Origin of the sequence: Pseudomonas sp. BJP69 (assembly GCF_007633355.1) — a bacterium.
GTDB classification, from domain to species: Bacteria; Pseudomonadota; Gammaproteobacteria; order Pseudomonadales; family Pseudomonadaceae; genus Aquipseudomonas; species Aquipseudomonas juntendi.
The window spans coordinates 898,202-915,110 of sequence record NZ_CP041933.1; the positions used below are offsets into that span (position 1 = coordinate 898,202).

18 protein-coding genes, 1 tRNA gene and 1 pseudogene are annotated in these 16,909 nt (G+C 62.6%); 15 read left to right on the forward strand and 5 right to left on the reverse strand.

All coding sequences use genetic code 11. From position 1 onward, the window contains the following. Nucleotides 1–156 precede the first annotated feature (156 nt). From FPB55_RS04160 to phnE, 4 genes are read left to right on the forward strand one after another with little or no spacing between them, the layout of a single operon-like run. Entirely contained in the window at nucleotides 157–1,011 is an 855-nt protein-coding gene (locus FPB55_RS04160) for a putative selenate ABC transporter substrate-binding protein (protein ID WP_009682057.1), read from the forward strand. Further along, nucleotides 1,008–1,817: an ATP-binding cassette domain-containing protein gene (locus tag FPB55_RS04165; protein WP_054890552.1), complete on the forward strand. Its 810-nt coding sequence runs from the start codon at nucleotides 1,008–1,010 to the stop codon at nucleotides 1,815–1,817. The genes FPB55_RS04160 and FPB55_RS04165 overlap by 4 nt, the downstream gene beginning before the upstream one ends. Continuing rightward, nucleotides 1,811–2,638 carry an ABC transporter permease gene (locus FPB55_RS04170; RefSeq protein WP_054890553.1) on the forward strand — a complete coding sequence of 276 codons (828 nt, stop codon included), beginning with the start codon at nucleotides 1,811–1,813 and terminating at the stop codon, nucleotides 2,636–2,638. The genes FPB55_RS04165 and FPB55_RS04170 overlap by 7 nt, the downstream gene beginning before the upstream one ends. Beyond that, entirely contained in the window at nucleotides 2,635–3,402 is a 768-nt protein-coding gene (gene phnE / locus FPB55_RS04175) for a phosphonate ABC transporter, permease protein PhnE (protein WP_054890554.1), read from the forward strand. The genes FPB55_RS04170 and phnE overlap by 4 nt, the downstream gene beginning before the upstream one ends. A 36-nt stretch (nucleotides 3,403–3,438) precedes the next feature. Here the strand turns inward: phnE and FPB55_RS04180 are convergent, their stop codons facing one another. The 4 genes and pseudogenes from FPB55_RS04180 to FPB55_RS04195 form a co-directional block, all read right to left on the reverse strand. Further along, nucleotides 3,439–4,332 (reverse strand): bestrophin family ion channel, encoded by an 894-nt coding sequence (locus FPB55_RS04180; protein ID WP_047150158.1) that lies wholly within the window; start codon nucleotides 4,330–4,332, stop codon nucleotides 3,439–3,441. A gap of 112 nt (nucleotides 4,333–4,444) precedes the next feature. Then, nucleotides 4,445–4,531 (reverse strand): annotated as a pseudogene (locus FPB55_RS26470) (GNAT family N-acetyltransferase); the annotation flags it as partial. A 103-nt stretch (nucleotides 4,532–4,634) separates the two neighbouring features. Then, complete coding sequence (locus FPB55_RS04190) at nucleotides 4,635–5,282, reverse strand: trypsin-like peptidase domain-containing protein (protein WP_033690164.1); 648 nt, start codon at nucleotides 5,280–5,282, stop codon at nucleotides 4,635–4,637. A gap of 263 nt (nucleotides 5,283–5,545) precedes the next feature. Beyond that, nucleotides 5,546–5,630: transfer RNA gene (locus FPB55_RS04195), tRNA-Leu, on the reverse strand. Nucleotides 5,631–5,737: 107 nt separating this feature from the next. On the opposite strand from FPB55_RS04195, the gene queA reads away from it, so the two are divergent. The 6 genes from queA (at nucleotide 5,738) to FPB55_RS04225 (ending at nucleotide 11,804) form a co-directional block, all read left to right on the forward strand. After that, nucleotides 5,738–6,787 (forward strand): tRNA preQ1(34) S-adenosylmethionine ribosyltransferase-isomerase QueA, encoded by a 1,050-nt coding sequence (gene queA, locus FPB55_RS04200; RefSeq protein ID WP_009682050.1) that lies wholly within the window; start codon nucleotides 5,738–5,740, stop codon nucleotides 6,785–6,787. A 14-nt stretch (nucleotides 6,788–6,801) separates the two neighbouring features. Then, on the forward strand, nucleotides 6,802–7,917 hold the full coding sequence (tgt, locus tag FPB55_RS04205; RefSeq protein WP_009682049.1) for a tRNA guanosine(34) transglycosylase Tgt: 1,116 nt from the start codon (nucleotides 6,802–6,804) through the stop codon (nucleotides 7,915–7,917). Between the two features lie 42 nt (nucleotides 7,918–7,959). After that, entirely contained in the window at nucleotides 7,960–8,295 is a 336-nt protein-coding gene (yajC, locus tag FPB55_RS04210; protein ID WP_008092587.1) for a preprotein translocase subunit YajC, read from the forward strand. A gap of 63 nt (nucleotides 8,296–8,358) precedes the next feature. Beyond that, nucleotides 8,359–10,221, forward strand: a complete 1,863-nt coding sequence (gene secD, locus FPB55_RS04215; protein WP_054890336.1) for a protein translocase subunit SecD — start codon at nucleotides 8,359–8,361, stop codon at nucleotides 10,219–10,221. Nucleotides 10,222–10,231: 10 nt separating this feature from the next. Next, nucleotides 10,232–11,140, forward strand: a complete 909-nt coding sequence (gene secF, locus FPB55_RS04220; RefSeq protein ID WP_009682047.1) for a protein translocase subunit SecF — start codon at nucleotides 10,232–10,234, stop codon at nucleotides 11,138–11,140. 121 nt (nucleotides 11,141–11,261) lie between these two features. Further along, nucleotides 11,262–11,804: a glycine zipper 2TM domain-containing protein gene (locus tag FPB55_RS04225; RefSeq protein ID WP_054890337.1), complete on the forward strand. Its 543-nt coding sequence runs from the start codon at nucleotides 11,262–11,264 to the stop codon at nucleotides 11,802–11,804. A gap of 217 nt (nucleotides 11,805–12,021) precedes the next feature. On the opposite strand, the gene suhB is transcribed toward FPB55_RS04225, so the two are convergent. Next, nucleotides 12,022–12,840 (reverse strand): inositol-phosphate phosphatase, encoded by an 819-nt coding sequence (suhB, locus tag FPB55_RS04230; protein ID WP_009682045.1) that lies wholly within the window; start codon nucleotides 12,838–12,840, stop codon nucleotides 12,022–12,024. A gap of 151 nt (nucleotides 12,841–12,991) precedes the next feature. Here suhB and trmJ point away from each other — a divergent pair, with 151 nt between their 5' ends. From trmJ to iscU, 5 genes are all read left to right on the forward strand, one after another. Next, on the forward strand, nucleotides 12,992–13,747 hold the full coding sequence (trmJ, locus tag FPB55_RS04235) for a tRNA (cytosine(32)/uridine(32)-2'-O)-methyltransferase TrmJ (protein ID WP_144187580.1): 756 nt from the start codon (nucleotides 12,992–12,994) through the stop codon (nucleotides 13,745–13,747). Nucleotides 13,748–13,750: 3 nt separating this feature from the next. After that, on the forward strand, nucleotides 13,751–14,536 hold the full coding sequence (gene cysE / locus FPB55_RS04240) for a serine O-acetyltransferase (RefSeq protein ID WP_009682043.1): 786 nt from the start codon (nucleotides 13,751–13,753) through the stop codon (nucleotides 14,534–14,536). 178 nt (nucleotides 14,537–14,714) lie between these two features. Continuing rightward, nucleotides 14,715–15,206, forward strand: coding sequence for a Fe-S cluster assembly transcriptional regulator IscR (gene iscR / locus FPB55_RS04245; protein ID WP_008092572.1), 492 nt, complete (start codon nucleotides 14,715–14,717; stop codon nucleotides 15,204–15,206). A gap of 45 nt (nucleotides 15,207–15,251) precedes the next feature. Beyond that, a complete protein-coding gene (locus FPB55_RS04250; protein WP_009682042.1) occupies nucleotides 15,252–16,466 on the forward strand; it encodes an IscS subfamily cysteine desulfurase in 1,215 nt (404 codons plus the stop codon). A 46-nt stretch (nucleotides 16,467–16,512) separates the two neighbouring features. Then, nucleotides 16,513–16,899, forward strand: a complete 387-nt coding sequence (gene iscU, locus FPB55_RS04255) for a Fe-S cluster assembly scaffold IscU (protein WP_003248539.1) — start codon at nucleotides 16,513–16,515, stop codon at nucleotides 16,897–16,899. The last annotated feature ends 10 nt before the right edge of the window (nucleotides 16,900–16,909 follow it).

Consider the following 16,909-nt stretch of genomic DNA (forward strand, 5'->3'; position numbering starts at 1 on the left):
GGGCCAGCTTCAAGCTTCAAGCTTCAAGCAAAAGCAAAAGCAAAAGCCACATGCAGGCTGCTTTTGCTTTTGCTTGCAGCTTGCAGCTTGCAGCTTGCAGCTTGCGACTTGCGACTTGCAGCCGCTTTTCCCCGCCATTGAACCGGAGAACCCCCCATGCTCAAACGCCCCCTGGCGCTCGCCGCTGGCCTTGTGCTGTCCTGCTGTGCCGTTGTCGTGCAGGCCGCTGAAACCTTGCGGGTCAGCGCCATCCCAGATGAAGCACCCACCGAACTGCAGCGCAAGTTCAAGCCGTTGGGCGAGTACCTGGCCAAGCAGTTGGGCATGGAAGTGAAGTTCGTGCCGGTGGCCGATTACCCGGCTGTGGTCGAGTCGCTGGCTTCCGACCGCCTCGACCTGGCCTGGCTGGGTGGGTTCACCTTCGTCCAGGTTCACCTGAAGGACCCGACCGTCACGCCGTTGGTGCAGCGTGAGCAGGATGCGCAGTTCACCTCCAAGTTCATCACCGCCGACCCCAACGTGAAAAGCCTGGCCGACCTGAAGGGCAAGTCGTTTGCCTTCGGCTCCATCTCGTCCACGTCCGGGAGCCTGATGCCGCGCTACTTCATGCTCAAGCAAGACAACATCAAGCCTGAGGACTACTTCAGCCGTGTGGCCTATTCCGGTGCCCATGACGCCACCGTGGCGTGGGTGCAGGCGGGCAAGGTCGACGCAGGTGTGCTCAATGCCAGCGTCTGGCAGAAGCTGGTGGACGCCGGCAAGGTCGATACCAGCAAGGTGAAGGTCTTCGCCACCACACCGACCTATTTCGACTACAACTGGACCGTGCGCGGCAACATGGATCCGGCGCTGAAAGAGAAGATCAAACAGGCCTTCCTCGCCCTCGACCCGGCCAACCCGGCGGACAAGGCGATTCTCGACCTGCAGGCCGCCAGCCGCTTCATCGAGACCAAGGCCGAGAACTACGTGGGCACCGAGCAAGCGGCGCGTGAGGCCGGCCTGCTCAAGTGACAGCCTCGAACGCGGCCATCCAGCTGCATGGCGCCGGCCTGCGCCACGGTCAGGTGCGCGCTCTCGATGCCGTCAGCCTGCAGATCGACCAAGGCGAGCGCGTGGCCATCATCGGGCCATCGGGCGCGGGCAAGTCCAGCTTGCTGCACCTGATGGCCACGGCCGTGCGGCCTGGCAGCGGGCGCCTGGAACTGCTCGGCGAGCAGCCCTGGGCGTTGTCGGTGCGGGCGCGTCAACGCTTACGTGCGCGGGTCGGCCTGGTACACCAGGCGCCACCCTTGCCGCCGCGCCAACGGGTGGTCACGGCAGTGCTGGCAGGGCGCCTGGGGCAGTGGGGGCTGCTGCGCGGCTTGTTCAACCTGCTGTACCCCAGCGATGTCGCAGGCGCTCGGCAGGTTCTGGCTGAACTGGGCCTGGCCGACAAGCTGTTCGTGCAATGTGGGCAACTGTCCGGCGGGCAGTTGCAACGGGTCGGCATCGCGCGCGCGTTGTATCAACGGCCGCAGGTACTGCTCACCGACGAACCCGTGTCGGCCATGGACCCGGTGCTGGCCGACCACAGTCTGGCTTTGCTCAACCGCCATGCCCAGCGCCATGGCGTTACCCTGGTGGCCAGCCTGCATGCGGTGGAGCTGGCGCTGGCGCATTTCCCTCGGGTGGTCGGTATTCGCGAGGGGCAGGTGGCGTTCGACTGCCCGGCCACTGCGGTTACCAGGCAGATGCTGGATGCACTGTACGCCAACGAACACCTGGCTTCGCCGCCAGCCCCTGGGGCACCCCTGACCGTGCAGATTCCGCGATGCTGAAAGCCAGCACCCGCGACCCGGCCTTATTGCCGCGGTTGCTGCTGGCCGTGCTGGCTGTGGCAGTCCTGTGGCCGGGTATACGGTTGAGCGAGCTGAACCCCGGTGTGCTGTTGCAGGCAGAGAACCGGCAGCAGATCGCCCAGTTCACCCGCGCGTTCTGGCCACCGGCCCACGACGCCGATTTTCTTGCATTGCTGTACGACGCCACGTTGCAGACCCTGGCCGTGGCGACTGCCGGCATGGCGCTGGCATTGCTGCTGGCAATCCCGGCTGGCTTGCTGGCCAGCCGGGCGTTGTCGTTGCGCGCTGCATCCAGGGGCGGACGGGCCGGGTTAGGGTCACGGGTGGTACGCCTGCCTGTGCGCGGGGTGCTGATTTTCCTGCGCAGCGTGCCCGAGATAGTCTGGGCGTTGCTGTTCGTGCGTGCGGTAGGGTTGGGGCCGACGGCAGGGGTACTGGCCATTGCCATCACCTACAGCGGCATGCTCGGCAAGGTCTATGCCGAGATTTTCGAATCGGTCGACCAGCGCCCGGCACATGCCTTGTTGCAGGCGGGCAGCGGGCGCTTGGCGGCGTTCCTCTACGGCATCCTGCCCAATGCCGCCGCCGAGGTGGTGTCGTACACCGTGTACCGCTGGGAATGCGCGGTACGGGCTTCGGTGGTGATGGGCTTTGTTGGCGCCGGGGGGCTGGGGCAGCAGATCGACCTGTCGATGCGCATGTTTGCGGGTGCCGAGGTTGCCAGCATGCTGCTGACGTTCCTGTTGCTGGTGATCCTGGCCGACCTGCTCAGCCGCTTGCTGCGTTGGAGGTTGGCATGAACCGGGTGATCAACCTGCTACTGCTGGGGGCCATCGTGGCGGCGGTAGCGGCCTCGTTTGCGTACCTGCAGCTGGACTTGCAAGCACTTGTCGGCAATGGCGGCCTGGGGCAGATGGGCGAATACGCCGGGCGCTTCCTGCACCCTGACTGGTCTGCCGGGCACCTGAAGGCGGTATGGCACGGGGCGCTGGAGACCCTGGCCATGTCCGGGCTGGGCACCCTGTTGGCGATGATGATGGGGATGCTGCTGGCGCTGCCGGCGGCGGGCCGCTTCGGTTGGCCGTTGCAGGGCGCTGCGCGGTTGCTGCTCAATGCCCTGCGCGCCATTCCGGAGCTGGTGTGGGCGGCGCTGACCGTGCTGGCCGCCGGGCTTGGGCCCAATGCAGGCACCCTGGCCCTGGCGCTGCACACTGCCGGGGTACTGGGGCGGTTGTTTGCCGAGGCGCTGGAGAACGCGCCGCCAGAGCCTGCGGCGGCGATCCGTTTGCAGGGGGGTAGCCAGGTGGCGGCCTTCTGCTTTGGCACCTTGCCCAATGTGTGGCCGCAGTTGCTGGCGTATAGCTTGTACCGCTGGGAGAACAACATTCGCATGGCCAGCGTGCTGGGGTTTGTCGGGGCGGGGGGGCTGGGGCAGATGCTGTACACCACCTTGAGCCTGTTCCAGGAAGCCCAGGCCAGTACGGTGATCCTTGGCATGCTGGTGCTGGTGTTGCTGGTGGACCTGCTCAGTGATGTGTTGCGCCAGCGTTATGTGCGGGCCTGACCGATAGCCAGGGCCGCCAGGCAGCCCGAAAATCCATCAGGCTCCCACCACCTCGCCACACTGCGCCTCGCGCTGCATCGATTCCAGGTTGCGCTCGATCGTCTCGCAAATGGTGTCCATCTGGATCTGGTGCTCACTGAACCTGAACGGGCTCTGCAAGTCGGTACCGATCCGCTCGATGGCCAGCAACATGAACCCCACCACCGTCGACGCCAGCGGTGTGAACCAGCCCAGCGACTCCACCAGCCCCACCGGCACGATCAGACAGAACAAGGTGATGAACAGGCGCGGAAAATACACATAAGGGTACGGCAGCGGCGTATTGGCAATCCGTTCCATGCCGCCCTGGGCATTGGACAGGTCCACCAGGGTTGCCTCCAGCCGCGCCAGGCGAATGCTGTCCAGCCGCCCGGCCTGGTACTCCCGGGCCAGCAAGGCCGCCGAGCCGCTGAGGATGTCGTTGGCGAAGTTGTTCGAGCGGTTGCGCCGTTCGAACTCCGCCGGCGGGATAAAAGCCATCAGTTCCTCCGGGCAGGGTTCACCTTTGAGGTGTGCCGCCAGGCAGTTCACATAGGCGACATGCCGGCGCAGGAGGGTGGCCTTGACCGGGTTCAGGCCGTCGTCCGTGTCATCGATCAGGGTCAGCGTCTGCCGGGCAAAACTGCGCGAGCTGTTCACCAGCGCGCCCCATAACGTGCGTGCTTCCCACCAGCGGTTGTAGGCACTGCTGTTGCGAAAGCTCACCAGCACTACCAGCGCAGAACCCAGCAGGGTCAATGGGATCAGCGGCAAGGTGAACTTGCTGTTGAAGAACAGCATGAAGTCGATGGTGACCAGCACATCCCAGATCAGCAGCCAGAACAGCGACCAGCCGATGTAGCCGATGGTCTTCACCACCAGGCGGTACTTGCGGGCGATGACGTCTTTCACGCGGGGGGACCTCGGAACGCGGGGGATGCAGGATGGGACGTCGAGGGGCGCCGAAGGTTCGCCATCCTTGAGCGGGTGTATCCATAAGGATACGATTGGGTGGCCACTTGATGATGCCGAATGGTGTGAAGCCCAGCTGTGGATAGAGCAGCAGGCCGGCGGTGTCGTGATTGAAGCATGGCACTCGGGCCTCCCGAGCGCAGGCTCAAATCCCGCGCAGGCCTTGTAGTAGCGGGTTTACCCGCGAAGAGGCCATCAGCCTCACATCATAGGCCGCTTTCCATCCAGCACCGCGCCCCGATTCACGGCTTGGCGGCCACCGCCACGTAGCCTTTGACCGCAGCCGGCGCCCTCGGCTTGGCCTTGCGTGCCAGCAGGTACTGATAGCGCCGCCACTCCTTGTCGATCTCGTTGAACGACATGAACACGCTGATGCGTTCCTTGCCGATCAGGTCGGGGCGCCTGCCAGCGTCGATCTCGCTGGTCGGGATGATGGCCACGTTGATGCCTACGACCTTGCCATCGTCGGCAAACACCGGCCCACCCGACATGCCTTTGGTGATCGGGCCATCGTGTACCGAGTAGAAGACACTGCCAGGCGTACCCTCCAGCCGAACCAGCGACGGCAGGGCATGGCCCTTGCCTTGCATCGGCATCATCAAGCTGTTGTAGCCGACCGCCGTCACGGCCTCGCCCGGCACGTACTGGCGCCAGGCCGGTACCGTCGCAGCCTTGTGCTTGAAGAACACCACATCACCGAGGCCTTCGTGAACCACGTTGGGCAGGAAGGGGGTGTGTTTGGCGGTTACTGCGTAATCCTCGTTCCACTGGATGGCGCTGGCCATCAGCAGCATTGGCAGCGGAGCACCGGAGGTGACCACGAATGCCTGGCTGTAGACGGGATCGGAAACGTACGACGTTGGCACTCCATTGCACCCACCCAGCAGCATCATTGCTGCCACACAGGGCGCTATAGCTTTCATGGTTCACACGGGATTGAGGGGAAGGGTGCGCAACTATGGCTAAGTGCTATTATTCGGACAATCCTTTCGTGATATATCCGACGAATGACAGCTTAGGTGCTAATCAGAAGGGTAGCCAATAGAATCGGGGTATCGGGGTGAAGCCCGGCGCCGTGGCGGTGGCGTCAAGACGAGGGGTAGTTTTGCGAGGCGAAAAAAAACCGACCATACGGTCGGTTTTTTCCGGATTTTGGTGCCCCGAGGGAGACTCGAACTCCCACTCCTTTCGAAAACGGATTTTGAATCCGCCGCGTCTACCAATTCCGCCATCAGGGCGTGTGGCGCGCAGTATAGAGAGCTGCCGCTGGTCGGTCAATCGGCTTTCATGGTCAATTTTCACACATTGGGCTAAACTTCCCGGCCCTGCCGAACCGAACATCATCATGCGCGTCGCCGATTTTTCCTTCGAACTCCCCGATTCCCTGATCGCCCGCCACCCACTGGCCGAGCGCCATGGCAGCCGTCTGCTGGTCCTCGATGGGCCGAGCGGCGTGCTGGCACACCGGCAATTCCCCGATTTGCTTGAGTACCTGCGCCCCGGCGACCTGATGGTGTTCAACAACACCCGGGTCATCCCGGCCCGCTTGTTCGGCCAGAAAGCGTCTGGCGGCAAGCTGGAGGTGCTGGTCGAACGCGTGCTCGACAGCCACCGGGTGCTGGCTCACGTAAGGGCCAGCAAGGCGCCGAAAGAGGGCGCGGTCATCCTCATCGATGGCGGTGGCGAGGCCGAAATGGTCGCCCGCCACGACACACTGTTCGAGCTGCGCTTCACCGAAGAGGTGCTGCCACTGCTCGACCGCGTCGGGCACATGCCGTTGCCACCCTATATCGACCGCCCTGACGAGGGCGCCGACCGTGAGCGCTACCAGACCGTCTACGCCGAGCGTGCCGGTGCAGTGGCCGCGCCTACCGCCGGCCTGCACTTCGATGAAGCGCTGCTGGAAAAAATCGCCGCCAAGGGCGTGGAGCGCGCCTTCGTCACCCTGCACGTGGGCGCCGGCACGTTCCAGCCGGTGCGTGTCGACAAGATCGAAGACCACCATATGCACAAAGAGTGGCTCGAAGTGAGCCAGGACGTAGTCGATGCCATCACGGCCTGTCGCGCTCGCGGTGGCCGGGTGATCGCCGTGGGCACCACCAGCGTGCGTTCGCTGGAAAGTGCCGCGCGCGACGGCGTGCTCAAGGCGTTCAGCGGCGACACCGATATTTTCATCTACCCGGGTCGGCCGTTCCATGTGGTCGACGCGCTGGTCACCAACTTCCACCTGCCGGAGTCCACGCTGCTGATGCTGGTCTCGGCCTTCGCCGGCTACCCCGAGACCATGGCCGCCTACGCCGCGGCGGTGGAGCAGGGGTACCGCTTCTTCAGTTACGGTGATGCCATGTTCATCACCCGCAATCCGGCGCCACGCGGCCCCGAGGATCAAGCATGAGTCGCACCTGTCGAATGTCCTTCGAACTGCTGGCCACCGACGGCAAGGCCCGTCGCGGTCGCATCACTTTCCCTCGTGGCACCGTGGAAACCCCGGCGTTCATGCCGGTGGGCACCTATGGCACGGTCAAGGGCATGCTGCCACGCGATATCGAGGCCATTGGCGCCGAGATGATCCTCGGCAATACCTTCCACCTGTGGCTGCGCCCCGGCACCGAGGTGATCAAGAAGCACAACGGCCTGCACGATTTCATGCAGTGGAAGGGCCCGATCCTCACCGACTCCGGTGGTTTCCAGGTGTTCAGCCTGGGCGCCATGCGCAAGATCAAGGAAGAGGGTGTGACCTTCGCTTCGCCGGTCGATGGTTCCAAGGTGTTCATGGGCCCGGAAGAGTCGATGCAGGTCCAGCGTGACCTGGGGTCGGACGTGGTGATGATCTTCGACGAGTGCACCCCGTACCCGGCCGAGCACGATGTCGCGCGCACCTCCATGGAGCTGTCGCTGCGCTGGGCCCAGCGCTCGAAGAACGCTCACGCCGACAACACCGCCGCGCTGTTCGGCATTGTTCAGGGTGGCATGTACCAGGACCTGCGCATGCGCTCGCTCGAAGGCCTGGAAAACATCGGCTTCGATGGCCTGGCCATTGGTGGCCTGTCGGTTGGCGAGCCCAAGCACGAAATGATCAAGGTGCTGGATTACCTGCCTGACCAGATGCCGGCTGACAAACCTCGTTACCTTATGGGGGTAGGCAAACCGGAAGATCTCGTTGAGGGTGTGCGCCGCGGCGTCGACATGTTCGACTGCGTGATGCCAACGCGCAACGCGCGCAACGGGCATCTGTTTGTCGATACAGGGGTGATCAAGATCCGCAATGCGTTCCATCGCCACGATGAATCGCCGCTGGATCCGACCTGTGACTGCTACACCTGCACCAACTTCTCGCGCGCCTATCTGCACCATTTGGACAAGTGCGGCGAAATGCTGAGCAGCATGCTGAATACCATCCACAACTTGCGCCATTACCAGCGCTTGATGGCCGGTTTACGCGAGGCCATTCATCAGGGTAAATTGGCCGCCTTTGTCGACGCCTTCTACGCCAAGCGCGGGCTTCCGGTTCCGCCCTTGGACTGACTGTCTGCATCCATTATTAGAAAATTACATTAGGAGTGCCCAATGAGCTTCTTGATCCCCGCCGCATACGCGGACGCTGCAGCACCTGCCGCCGGCCCAGCCGGTACCGGCTTCGAGTGGATTTTCCTGGTCGGTTTCCTGGTCATCTTCTACCTGATGATCTGGCGCCCACAGGCCAAGCGTGCCAAAGAGCAGAAGAACCTGCTGAGCAACTTGCAAAAAGGTGACGAAGTTGTCACCAACGGCGGTATCGCCGGCAAGATCGTCAAGGTTTCCGATGACTTCGTGGTACTGGAAGTGTCCGACACTGTCGAACTGAAGTTCCAGAAGGGCGCCATTGCCGCGACCCTGCCAAAAGGTACGCTCAAGGCTATCTGAGTTACCGGTTTTATTTTCCAGTCGGGGCGCGCAACGCGCCCCGCGTCTTGAACGGGCGGCGTGATGCTGAACAAATACCCTCTGTGGAAATATGCACTGATCGTGCTGGTACTGGTGGTCGGTTTCATTTATTCCGCACCCAACCTTTACCCGGACGACCCGGCGGTGCAGATCAGTGGTGCCAGCTCGGCGCTGCAGGTGAACCAGGCCGACCTCGACCGCGTCAGCAAGGCGTTGGTCGATGCCAAGATCGCAGTCAAGGGCACCAGCCTGGGCGAGAAGGGCAGCGGGCTGATCCGCCTGACCAACCAGGAAGACCAGCTGCCGGCCAAGGATGTGGTACGCAAGGCGCTGGGCGATGATTACGTCGTGGCCCTGAACCTGGCCCAGACGACTCCGCAATGGCTGCGCAACCTGGGTGCAAGCCCGATGAAGCTGGGCCTGGACCTGTCCGGTGGTGTGCACTTCCTGCTGGAAGTGGACATGGACAAGGCCATGAGCGCCCGCATGAAAGTCTACGAAGGCGAGGTCAAGACCTTGCTGCGTAAAGAGCGTGTGCGCTACCGCAGCCTGCCTCAGCAGGATGGTGGCATCATGCTGGGCTTTGCTGACGATGCAACCCGCGAACAGGCGCGTGCCCTGATCCGCAAGAATTTCAATGATTTCGACCTGACCACCACCGAGCGCAACGACCTTGCGGTACTGCGCCTGGCGCTGACCCAGGCGAAGGTCGCCGAAATCCGCGAATACTCGATCAAGCAGAACCTCACCACCGTGCGCAACCGCGTCAACGAGCTGGGCGTGGCCGAGCCGCTGGTCCAGCGCCAGGGCGCCAACCGCATCGTGGTCGAGTTGCCAGGTGTGCAGGACACTGCCGAAGCCAAACGTATCCTGGGTAAAACCGCCAACCTCGAGTTCCGTTTCGGTGCCGAACCGGGTGCGTCCAAGGCCACTACCGAGGTGTTCGAGTTCCGCGAAGGCGGCCGGTCCGCTGCGGTCGAGCGCGGGCTGATCATTACCGGTGACCAGGTTACCGACGCCCAGGCAAGCTTCGATGAACACGGCCGCCCACAGGTGAACATTCGCCTGGATGGCCACGGTGGCGAGCTGATGAGCCGCGCTACCCGCAGCAACGTTGGCCGCAGCATGGCGGTGATCTTCATCGAGCAGAAGCCGGTTACCCGCTACGTCAAGCAAACCGTCGACGGCGTCGAGAAAGACGTGGCCGTGCAAAGCTTCGTCGAAGAAAAGAAAATCATCAGCCTGGCCACCATCCAGTCGCCGCTGGGTAGCCAGTTCCGCATCACCGGCCTGAACGGCCAGGGCGAATCGTCCGAGCTGGCGCTATTGCTGCGTGCCGGTGGTCTGGCTGCACCGATGTACTTCGCAGAAGAACGTACTATCGGCCCAAGCCTGGGTGCCGACAACATCACCAAAGGTATCGATGCATCGCTGTGGGGCATGCTGTTCGTCTCGCTGTTCATCATCGCCATCTACCGTGGTTTTGGCGTGATCGCCACCATCGCCCTGGCGGGCAACATGGTGCTGCTGCTGGCACTGATGTCGCTGCTGGGGGCCACCCTGACCCTGCCAGGCATTGCCGGTATCGTGTTGACCATGGGTATGGCGGTAGACGCCAACGTGCTGATCTTCTCGCGCATACGCGAAGAGCTGAAGGCCGGCATGTCGGTGCAGCGCGCCATCCACGAAGGTTTCAACCGCGCCTATACCGCGATCATCGACGCCAACCTGACCAGCCTGCTGGTCGGCGGCATCCTGTTCGCCATGGGTACCGGCCCGGTCAAGGGCTTTGCGGTCACCATGTCCCTCGGGATTTTCACCTCGATGTTCACCGCCGTCATGGTGACCCGCGCAATGGTCAACCTGACCTGTGGCGGGCGTGACATCAAGAAGCTGTGGGTTTGAGGGAGCTGCGATGAAAACCATCAACTTCATGGGCGTGCGCAATGTCGCGTTCGCCATTACCGTGCTCCTCACCGTGCTGGCGCTGTTCAGCTGGTGGCAGAAAGGCCTGAACTTCGGCCTGGACTTCACCGGTGGTACGCTGATCGAGCTGACCTACGAGCGCCCGGCAGACCTCAAGGCGGTACGCGCCGAGCTGGTCGACTCCGGTTTCCACGAGGCCGTGGTGCAAAGCTTTGGTGCTACCACCGACCTGTTGGTGCGTATGCCGGGTGATGACCCGCAACTGGGCAACAAGGTAGCTGCCGCACTGCAGAAGGCGGGCGGCGACAACCCGGCCACGCTCAAGCGCGTCGAGTTCGTTGGCCCGCAGGTGGGTGAAGAGCTGCGCGACCAGGGTGGCATGGGCATGCTGCTGGCGCTGGGCGGCATCCTCATCTACCTGGCCTTCCGCTTCCAGTGGAAGTTCGCGGTGGGGGCGATCATCTCGCTGATTCACGACGTGGTGGTCACACTGGGTATCCTGTCGTTCTTCCAGATCACCTTCGACCTGACGGTGTTGGCGGCAGTGCTGGCGATCATTGGCTACTCGCTGAACGACACCATCGTCGTGTTCGACCGGGTGCGGGAAAACTTCCGCGTCATGCGCAAGGCTTCGTTGATCGAGAACATCAACGTGTCCACCACCCAGACCTTGCTGCGTACCATCGCCACCTCGGTTTCGACCTTGCTGGCCATCGCGGCGCTGTTGTTCTTTGGCGGTGACAACCTGTTCGGCTTCTCGCTGGCCTTGTTCATCGGGGTGATGGCAGGTACCTACTCGTCGATCTACATCGCCAACGTGGTTTTGATCTGGCTGAACCTGAACAGTGAAGACCTGATCCCGCCGACCAAGGCCGAAGGCGTGGACGATCGTCCGTAGCGGCTAGCCCAACACCGCTTGGCGGTGCAAAAGGCGCGAGTATTGAACTCGCGCCTTTTTTTTTGCTCCAAGGCTGGGAGAAGCGCGGGTTGCGACCCGCTGGTACGATCAGGAGGTTGACGTGAATAAATCAATGCTGGTGGGTGCGGTACTGGGTGCTGTCGGTGTGACTGCCGGAGGTGCTGTCGCGACCTACAGCTTGGTCAACAAGGGGCCTGAATATGCCCAGGTCACCGACGTGCAGCCGATCAAGCAAAAGGTGAAAACCCCGCGTGAAGTGTGCAAGGACGTTGCCGTAACGCGCCAGGCGCCGGTCAAGGACCAGCACCAGATCGCCGGTACCGTGGTAGGCGCCCTGGCGGGCGGCTTGCTCGGCAACCAGATCGGTGGCGGCACAGGCAAGAAGATCGCCACCGTTGCCGGTGCGGTCGGTGGTGGTTATGCCGGTAACAAGGTGCAGGAAGGCATGCAGCAGCGTGACACCTACACCACCACGCAAACCCGCTGCAATACGGTCAATGACATCAGTGAGAAGGTGGTGGGGTACAACGTGACCTATTCCATCGGTGACCAGGTCGGTAAGGTGAAAATGGACCGTGAGCCTGGGTCGACCATTCCGCTGGACAAGAATGGCAAGTTGGTCCTGAGCGAGGCCGGGCAGTAAGTTTGAGTGCGGTCCGCTCTTTTTTGGGGGAGCGGCCTTGTGTCGCGAAAGGGGCGCGCAGCGGCCCCAGGGTCTATGACCCATCAGAGATCGTCGGGGCTGCCTTGCAGCCCTTTCGCGACACAAGGCCGCTCCCACAAAAAGCGGATTGTGGACGGCTTCGGCAGGCACAAAAAAGCACCCCGAGGGGTGCTTTTTGTTTGCCAGCAATCCGCGCTTAGCGCTTCAGGCTTTCTGGCAGGTGTGGCTGGATAGCGGTCAGCACGGCCTTGAAGCACTTGATGTTGCCCGCAACGATGTGGCCTTTGTCGAGGAAGTCGTGGCCACCGTTGAAGTCGCTAACCAAGCCACCGGCTTCCTGGATCAGCAGCACGCCGGCGGCCATGTCCCACTCGGACAGCCCCGATTCCCAGAAGGCGTCGAAGCGGCCGGCAGCAACGTAGGCCAGGTCCAGGCTGGCAGCTCCGGCGCGGCGGATGCCGGCAGTCTGGCCGGTCAAGGCGCGGAACATGCCCAGGTAGTTGTCGAGGTCGGCCATCTGGCTGTCGCGGAACGGGAAGCCGGTACCCAGCAGGGCGCCTTCCAGGCTGGTGCGCGAGCTGACACGCAGGCGGCGGCCATTGAGTTGGGCGCCACGGCCACGGCTGGCGGTGAATTCTTCCTGGCGAACCGGGTCGACGATCACGGCGTGCTCAAGGCGGCCACGGTATTTGCAGGCAATGCTGACAGCGAAGTGCGGGATGCCACGCAGGAAATTGGTGGTGCCGTCCAGCGGGTCGATGATCCACAGGTAATCCTTGCCCTCTTCACCGGTGCCGGCGTGCAGGCCGGTTTCTTCACCCTGGATGGAGTGGTTCGGGTAGGCCTTGCGCAGGGCGTTGACGATGGTCTGCTCGGCGGCGCGATCGACTTCGGAAACGTAGTCCTTGGCCTCTTTCTCATCGACCTTGATGCTATCCAGGCGTTCGATGGAGCGGAAAATCAGTTCACTGGCGCTGCGAGCGGCGCGCAGGGCGATATTCAGCATAGGCTGCATGGGCGGGTCACCTGGAGATGTTAAAGAAGAAAGCCGATCATTCTAGCAGAAAACTGTGGCGGCAGAAGGGGCACATTTGCTTTCGTGGCGTTACGTCTGTCGGTTCTGTAAGATCCAAGCCCCTGATTCCTGCATCTGTGAGCACAACACCTTGCTGCAAAATATTCGTGTTGTTCTGGTCAATACCAGCCACCCCGGCAACATCGGCGGCGCTGCGCGTGCCATGAAAAACATGGGCTTGTCGCGTCTGGTGCTGGTGCAGCCGAAAGAGTTCCCCGCCGTGGATGCCAGTGCCCGCGCCTCTGGTGCCGACGATGTGCTGGGCAATGCCCAGGTGGTCGACAGCCTCGAACAGGCCCTGGTCGGCTGCAACCTGGTGATGGGCACCAGCGCCCGCGAGCGCAGCATTCCCTGGCCGTTGATCGGCCCGCGTGAATGTGGCGAAAAGGCGGTGGTGCATGCCAATGGTGGCGAAGAAATCGCCCTGGTGTTCGGGCGCGAACACGCCGGCCTGACCAACGAAGAACTGCAGCGATGTCACTTCCACGTGCACATTCCCTCCAACCCCGACTTCAGCTCGCTGAACCTGGCTGCCGCCGTGCAAGTGCTCGCCTATGAGGTGCGCATGGCCTGGTTGGCCGCCGGTGTGGCACCGGCCCAGGTCGAGAAGGTTGATGCCAGCGAGCTGGCGACCATGGACGAAATGGAGCTGTTCTACGACCACCTGGAGAAAACCCTGGTGGGCATCGGCTTCCTCGACCCTGCCAAGCCCAAGCACCTGATGCCGCGCCTGCGCCGGCTGTACGGGCGGATGGCGGTCGAGCGTTCGGAGATGAGCATTTTGCGCGGCATCCTGACCGAGACCCAGAAAGTGGTCCGGGGCGAGCCGCATAAACGGAAGGACTGAAAGATGTTTGAACGCCTGCGTGAAGATATTCAAAGCGTATTCCACCGTGACCCGGCTGCGCGCAATGCCTTCGAGGTGCTCACCTGCTACCCGGGCATGCATGCCATCTGGCTGCACCGTCTGGGTAATGCCTTGTGGCGGCGCGACTTCAAGTGGCTGGCGCGCCTGGTCTCGAACTTTGGCCGCTGGCTCACCGGTATCGAGATTCACCCGGGTGCTACCATCGGCCGGCGTTTCTTCATCGACCACGGCATGGGCATCGTCATCGGCGAAACCGCCGAAATCGGCGATGACGTCACCCTGTACCAGGGCGTTACGCTAGGCGGTACCAGCTGGAACAAGGGCAAGCGCCACCCCACCCTGGAAAACGGCGTGGTGGTAGGGGCGGGGGCCAAGGTGCTGGGCCCGTTCACCGTGGGTGCGGGGGCCAAGATCGGCTCCAATGCGGTGGTGACCAAGGCGGTCCCGGCCGGTGCCACGGCAGTGGGCATCCCCGGGCGCATCATCGTCAAGCGCGAAGACAGCGAAGTGGAGGCCAAGCGCAAGGCCATGGCCGAGAAGATCGGCTTCGACGCCTACGGCGTGAGTGGCGACATGCCTGACCCGGTGGCGCGCGCCATTGGCCAGATGCTCGACCACCTGCAGGCCGTCGACGAGCGGCTGGAGGGCATGTGCGGCGCGTTGACGAAAATGGGCAGTGACTACTGCGCCAAAGAGCTGCCGGCCCTGCCTGAAGATGACTTCACCGAAGCGGCCCAGGCCGTCAGGCGCGACACTCAGCCGCATTGATTGCGCCGCGGCGCACCGAGGTAGACATACGGGGCGTGTGCTCACGCCCCTCGTCTGCTACAATCGCGCCGCCTCCCAGATGCAAACCCGACTAAAGCAGTAGGTCTAATAGTTGACTTAAATGCTCGGGAATCGCATACTTGCACACATCCCGAAACTCCCGTGGTACCCAATAGCCATGCGACTGACTACCAAAGGCCGATACGCCGTGACTGCCATGCTCGACCTGGCGTTGCACGCGCAGCATGGGCCGGTGTCTTTGGCCGATATTTCCGAGCGCCAGGGCATTTCCCTCTCTTATCTGGAGCAGCTGTTCGCCAAGCTGCGCCGTAGCAGCCTGGTTTCCAGTGTGCGCGGCCCAGGTGGCGGCTATCAGCTGTCGCGCGGTATGGAAACCATCCAGGTGGCACAGGTCATCGACGCGGTCAACGAATCGGTCGATGCCACCCGTTGCCAGGGCCTCGGGGACTGCCATGCCGGTGATACCTGCCTGACCCACCACCTGTGGTGCGACCTCAGCCAGCAGATCCATGAATTCCTCAGCGGCATCAGCCTGGCCGACCTTGTCATGCGCCGTGAGGTGCAGGAAGTCGCCCAGCGCCAGGACTTGCGTCGTGTCGCAGGCCGAACCGCCCAGCTGGACAAGATTGAGACGTCTGCCGTCGATTGACCCTTAGCCACGACGAGCGACGCCACCGCCTGATAGGAGAGACAAATGAAGTTGCCGATCTACCTCGATTACTCCGCGACCACGCCGGTTGACCCGCGCGTCGCCCAGAAAATGGCCGAATGCCTGCTGGTTGACGGGAACTTCGGTAACCCGGCTTCGCGCTCCCACGTGTTCGGCTGGAAGGCCGAAGAAGCGGTCGAGAACGGCCGCCGCCAGGTTGCCGAGCTGATCAACGCCGACCCGCGCGAGATCGTCTGGACCAGCGGTGCCACCGAGTCCGACAACCTCGCCCTCAAAGGTGTGGCGCACTTCTATCAGACCAAGGGCAAGCACATCATCACCTCCAAGATCGAGCACAAGGCGGTACTGGATACCGCTCGCCAGCTGGAGCGTGAAGGTTTCGAAGTCACCTACCTGGAGCCAGGCGAAGACGGTATCGTCACCCCGGCGATGGTCGAGGCCGTGCTGCGTGACGACACTATTCTGGTGTCGCTGATGCACGTGAACAACGAAGTCGGCTCGATCAACGACATCGCCGCCATCGGTGAGCTGACCCGTGCGCGTGGCGTGCTGTTCCATGTCGATGCCGCCCAGTCGGCCGGCAAGGTGGAAATCGACGTGCAGAAGCTGAAGGTCGACCTGATGTCGTTCTCGGCGCACAAAGCCTACGGCCCGAAAGGCATCGGCGCGCTGTACGTCAGCCGCAAGCCGCGTGTGCGTCTGGAAGCCATCATCCACGGTGGTGGTCATGAGCGCGGCATGCGTTCGGGCACCCTGCCGACCCACCAGATCGTCGGCATGGGCGAAGCATTCGCCATCGCCAAGCAGGAAATGGCCGCCGAAAACGTACGCATCAAGGCCCTGAGCGACCGCTTCTTCAAGCAGGTCTCCAGCCTTGAAGAGCTGTACGTCAACGGTAGCCAGACTGCCCGCGTACCGCACAACCTGAACCTGAGCTTCAACTACGTCGAAGGCGAATCGCTGCTGATGTCGCTGAAGGACATCGCCGTATCGTCCGGTTCGGCGTGCACCTCCGCGTCGCTCGAGCCGTCGTACGTACTGCGCGCTCTGGGCCGCAACGACGAGCTGGCGCACAGCTCGATCCGCTTCTCCTTCGGCCGCTTCACCACCGAAGAAGAAGTCGACTACGCCGCGCAGAAAGTCTGCGAGGCCGTCAACAAACTGCGTGAACTGTCGCCGCTGTGGGATATGTACAAAGACGGCGTTGACATCTCCAAGATCGAGTGGGCCGCCCACTAAGCAGTCGCCGGCAAGAGCGGCTCCCTGATGAGGAAGGAATTGCACCATGGCATACAGTGAAAAGGTCATCGACCACTACGAAAACCCACGCAACGTCGGCAAGATGAATGCCGAAGACCCGGATGTCGGTACCGGCATGGTCGGCGCCCCTGCGTGTGGCGACGTGATGCGTCTGCAAATCAAGGTCAACGAGCAGGGCGTGATCGAAGACGCCAAGTTCAAGACCTACGGTTGCGGTTCGGCCATCGCTTCCAGCTCCCTCGCTACCGAGTGGATGAAGGGCAAGACCCTGGACGAAGCCGAAACCATCAAGAACACCCAGCTGGCAGAAGAACTGGCGTTGCCGCCGGTCAAGATCCACTGCTCGGTACTCGCCGAAGATGCCATCAAGGCAGCTGTGCGCGATTACAAGCAGAAGAAAGGCTTGATCTAAGCCGCCTGTT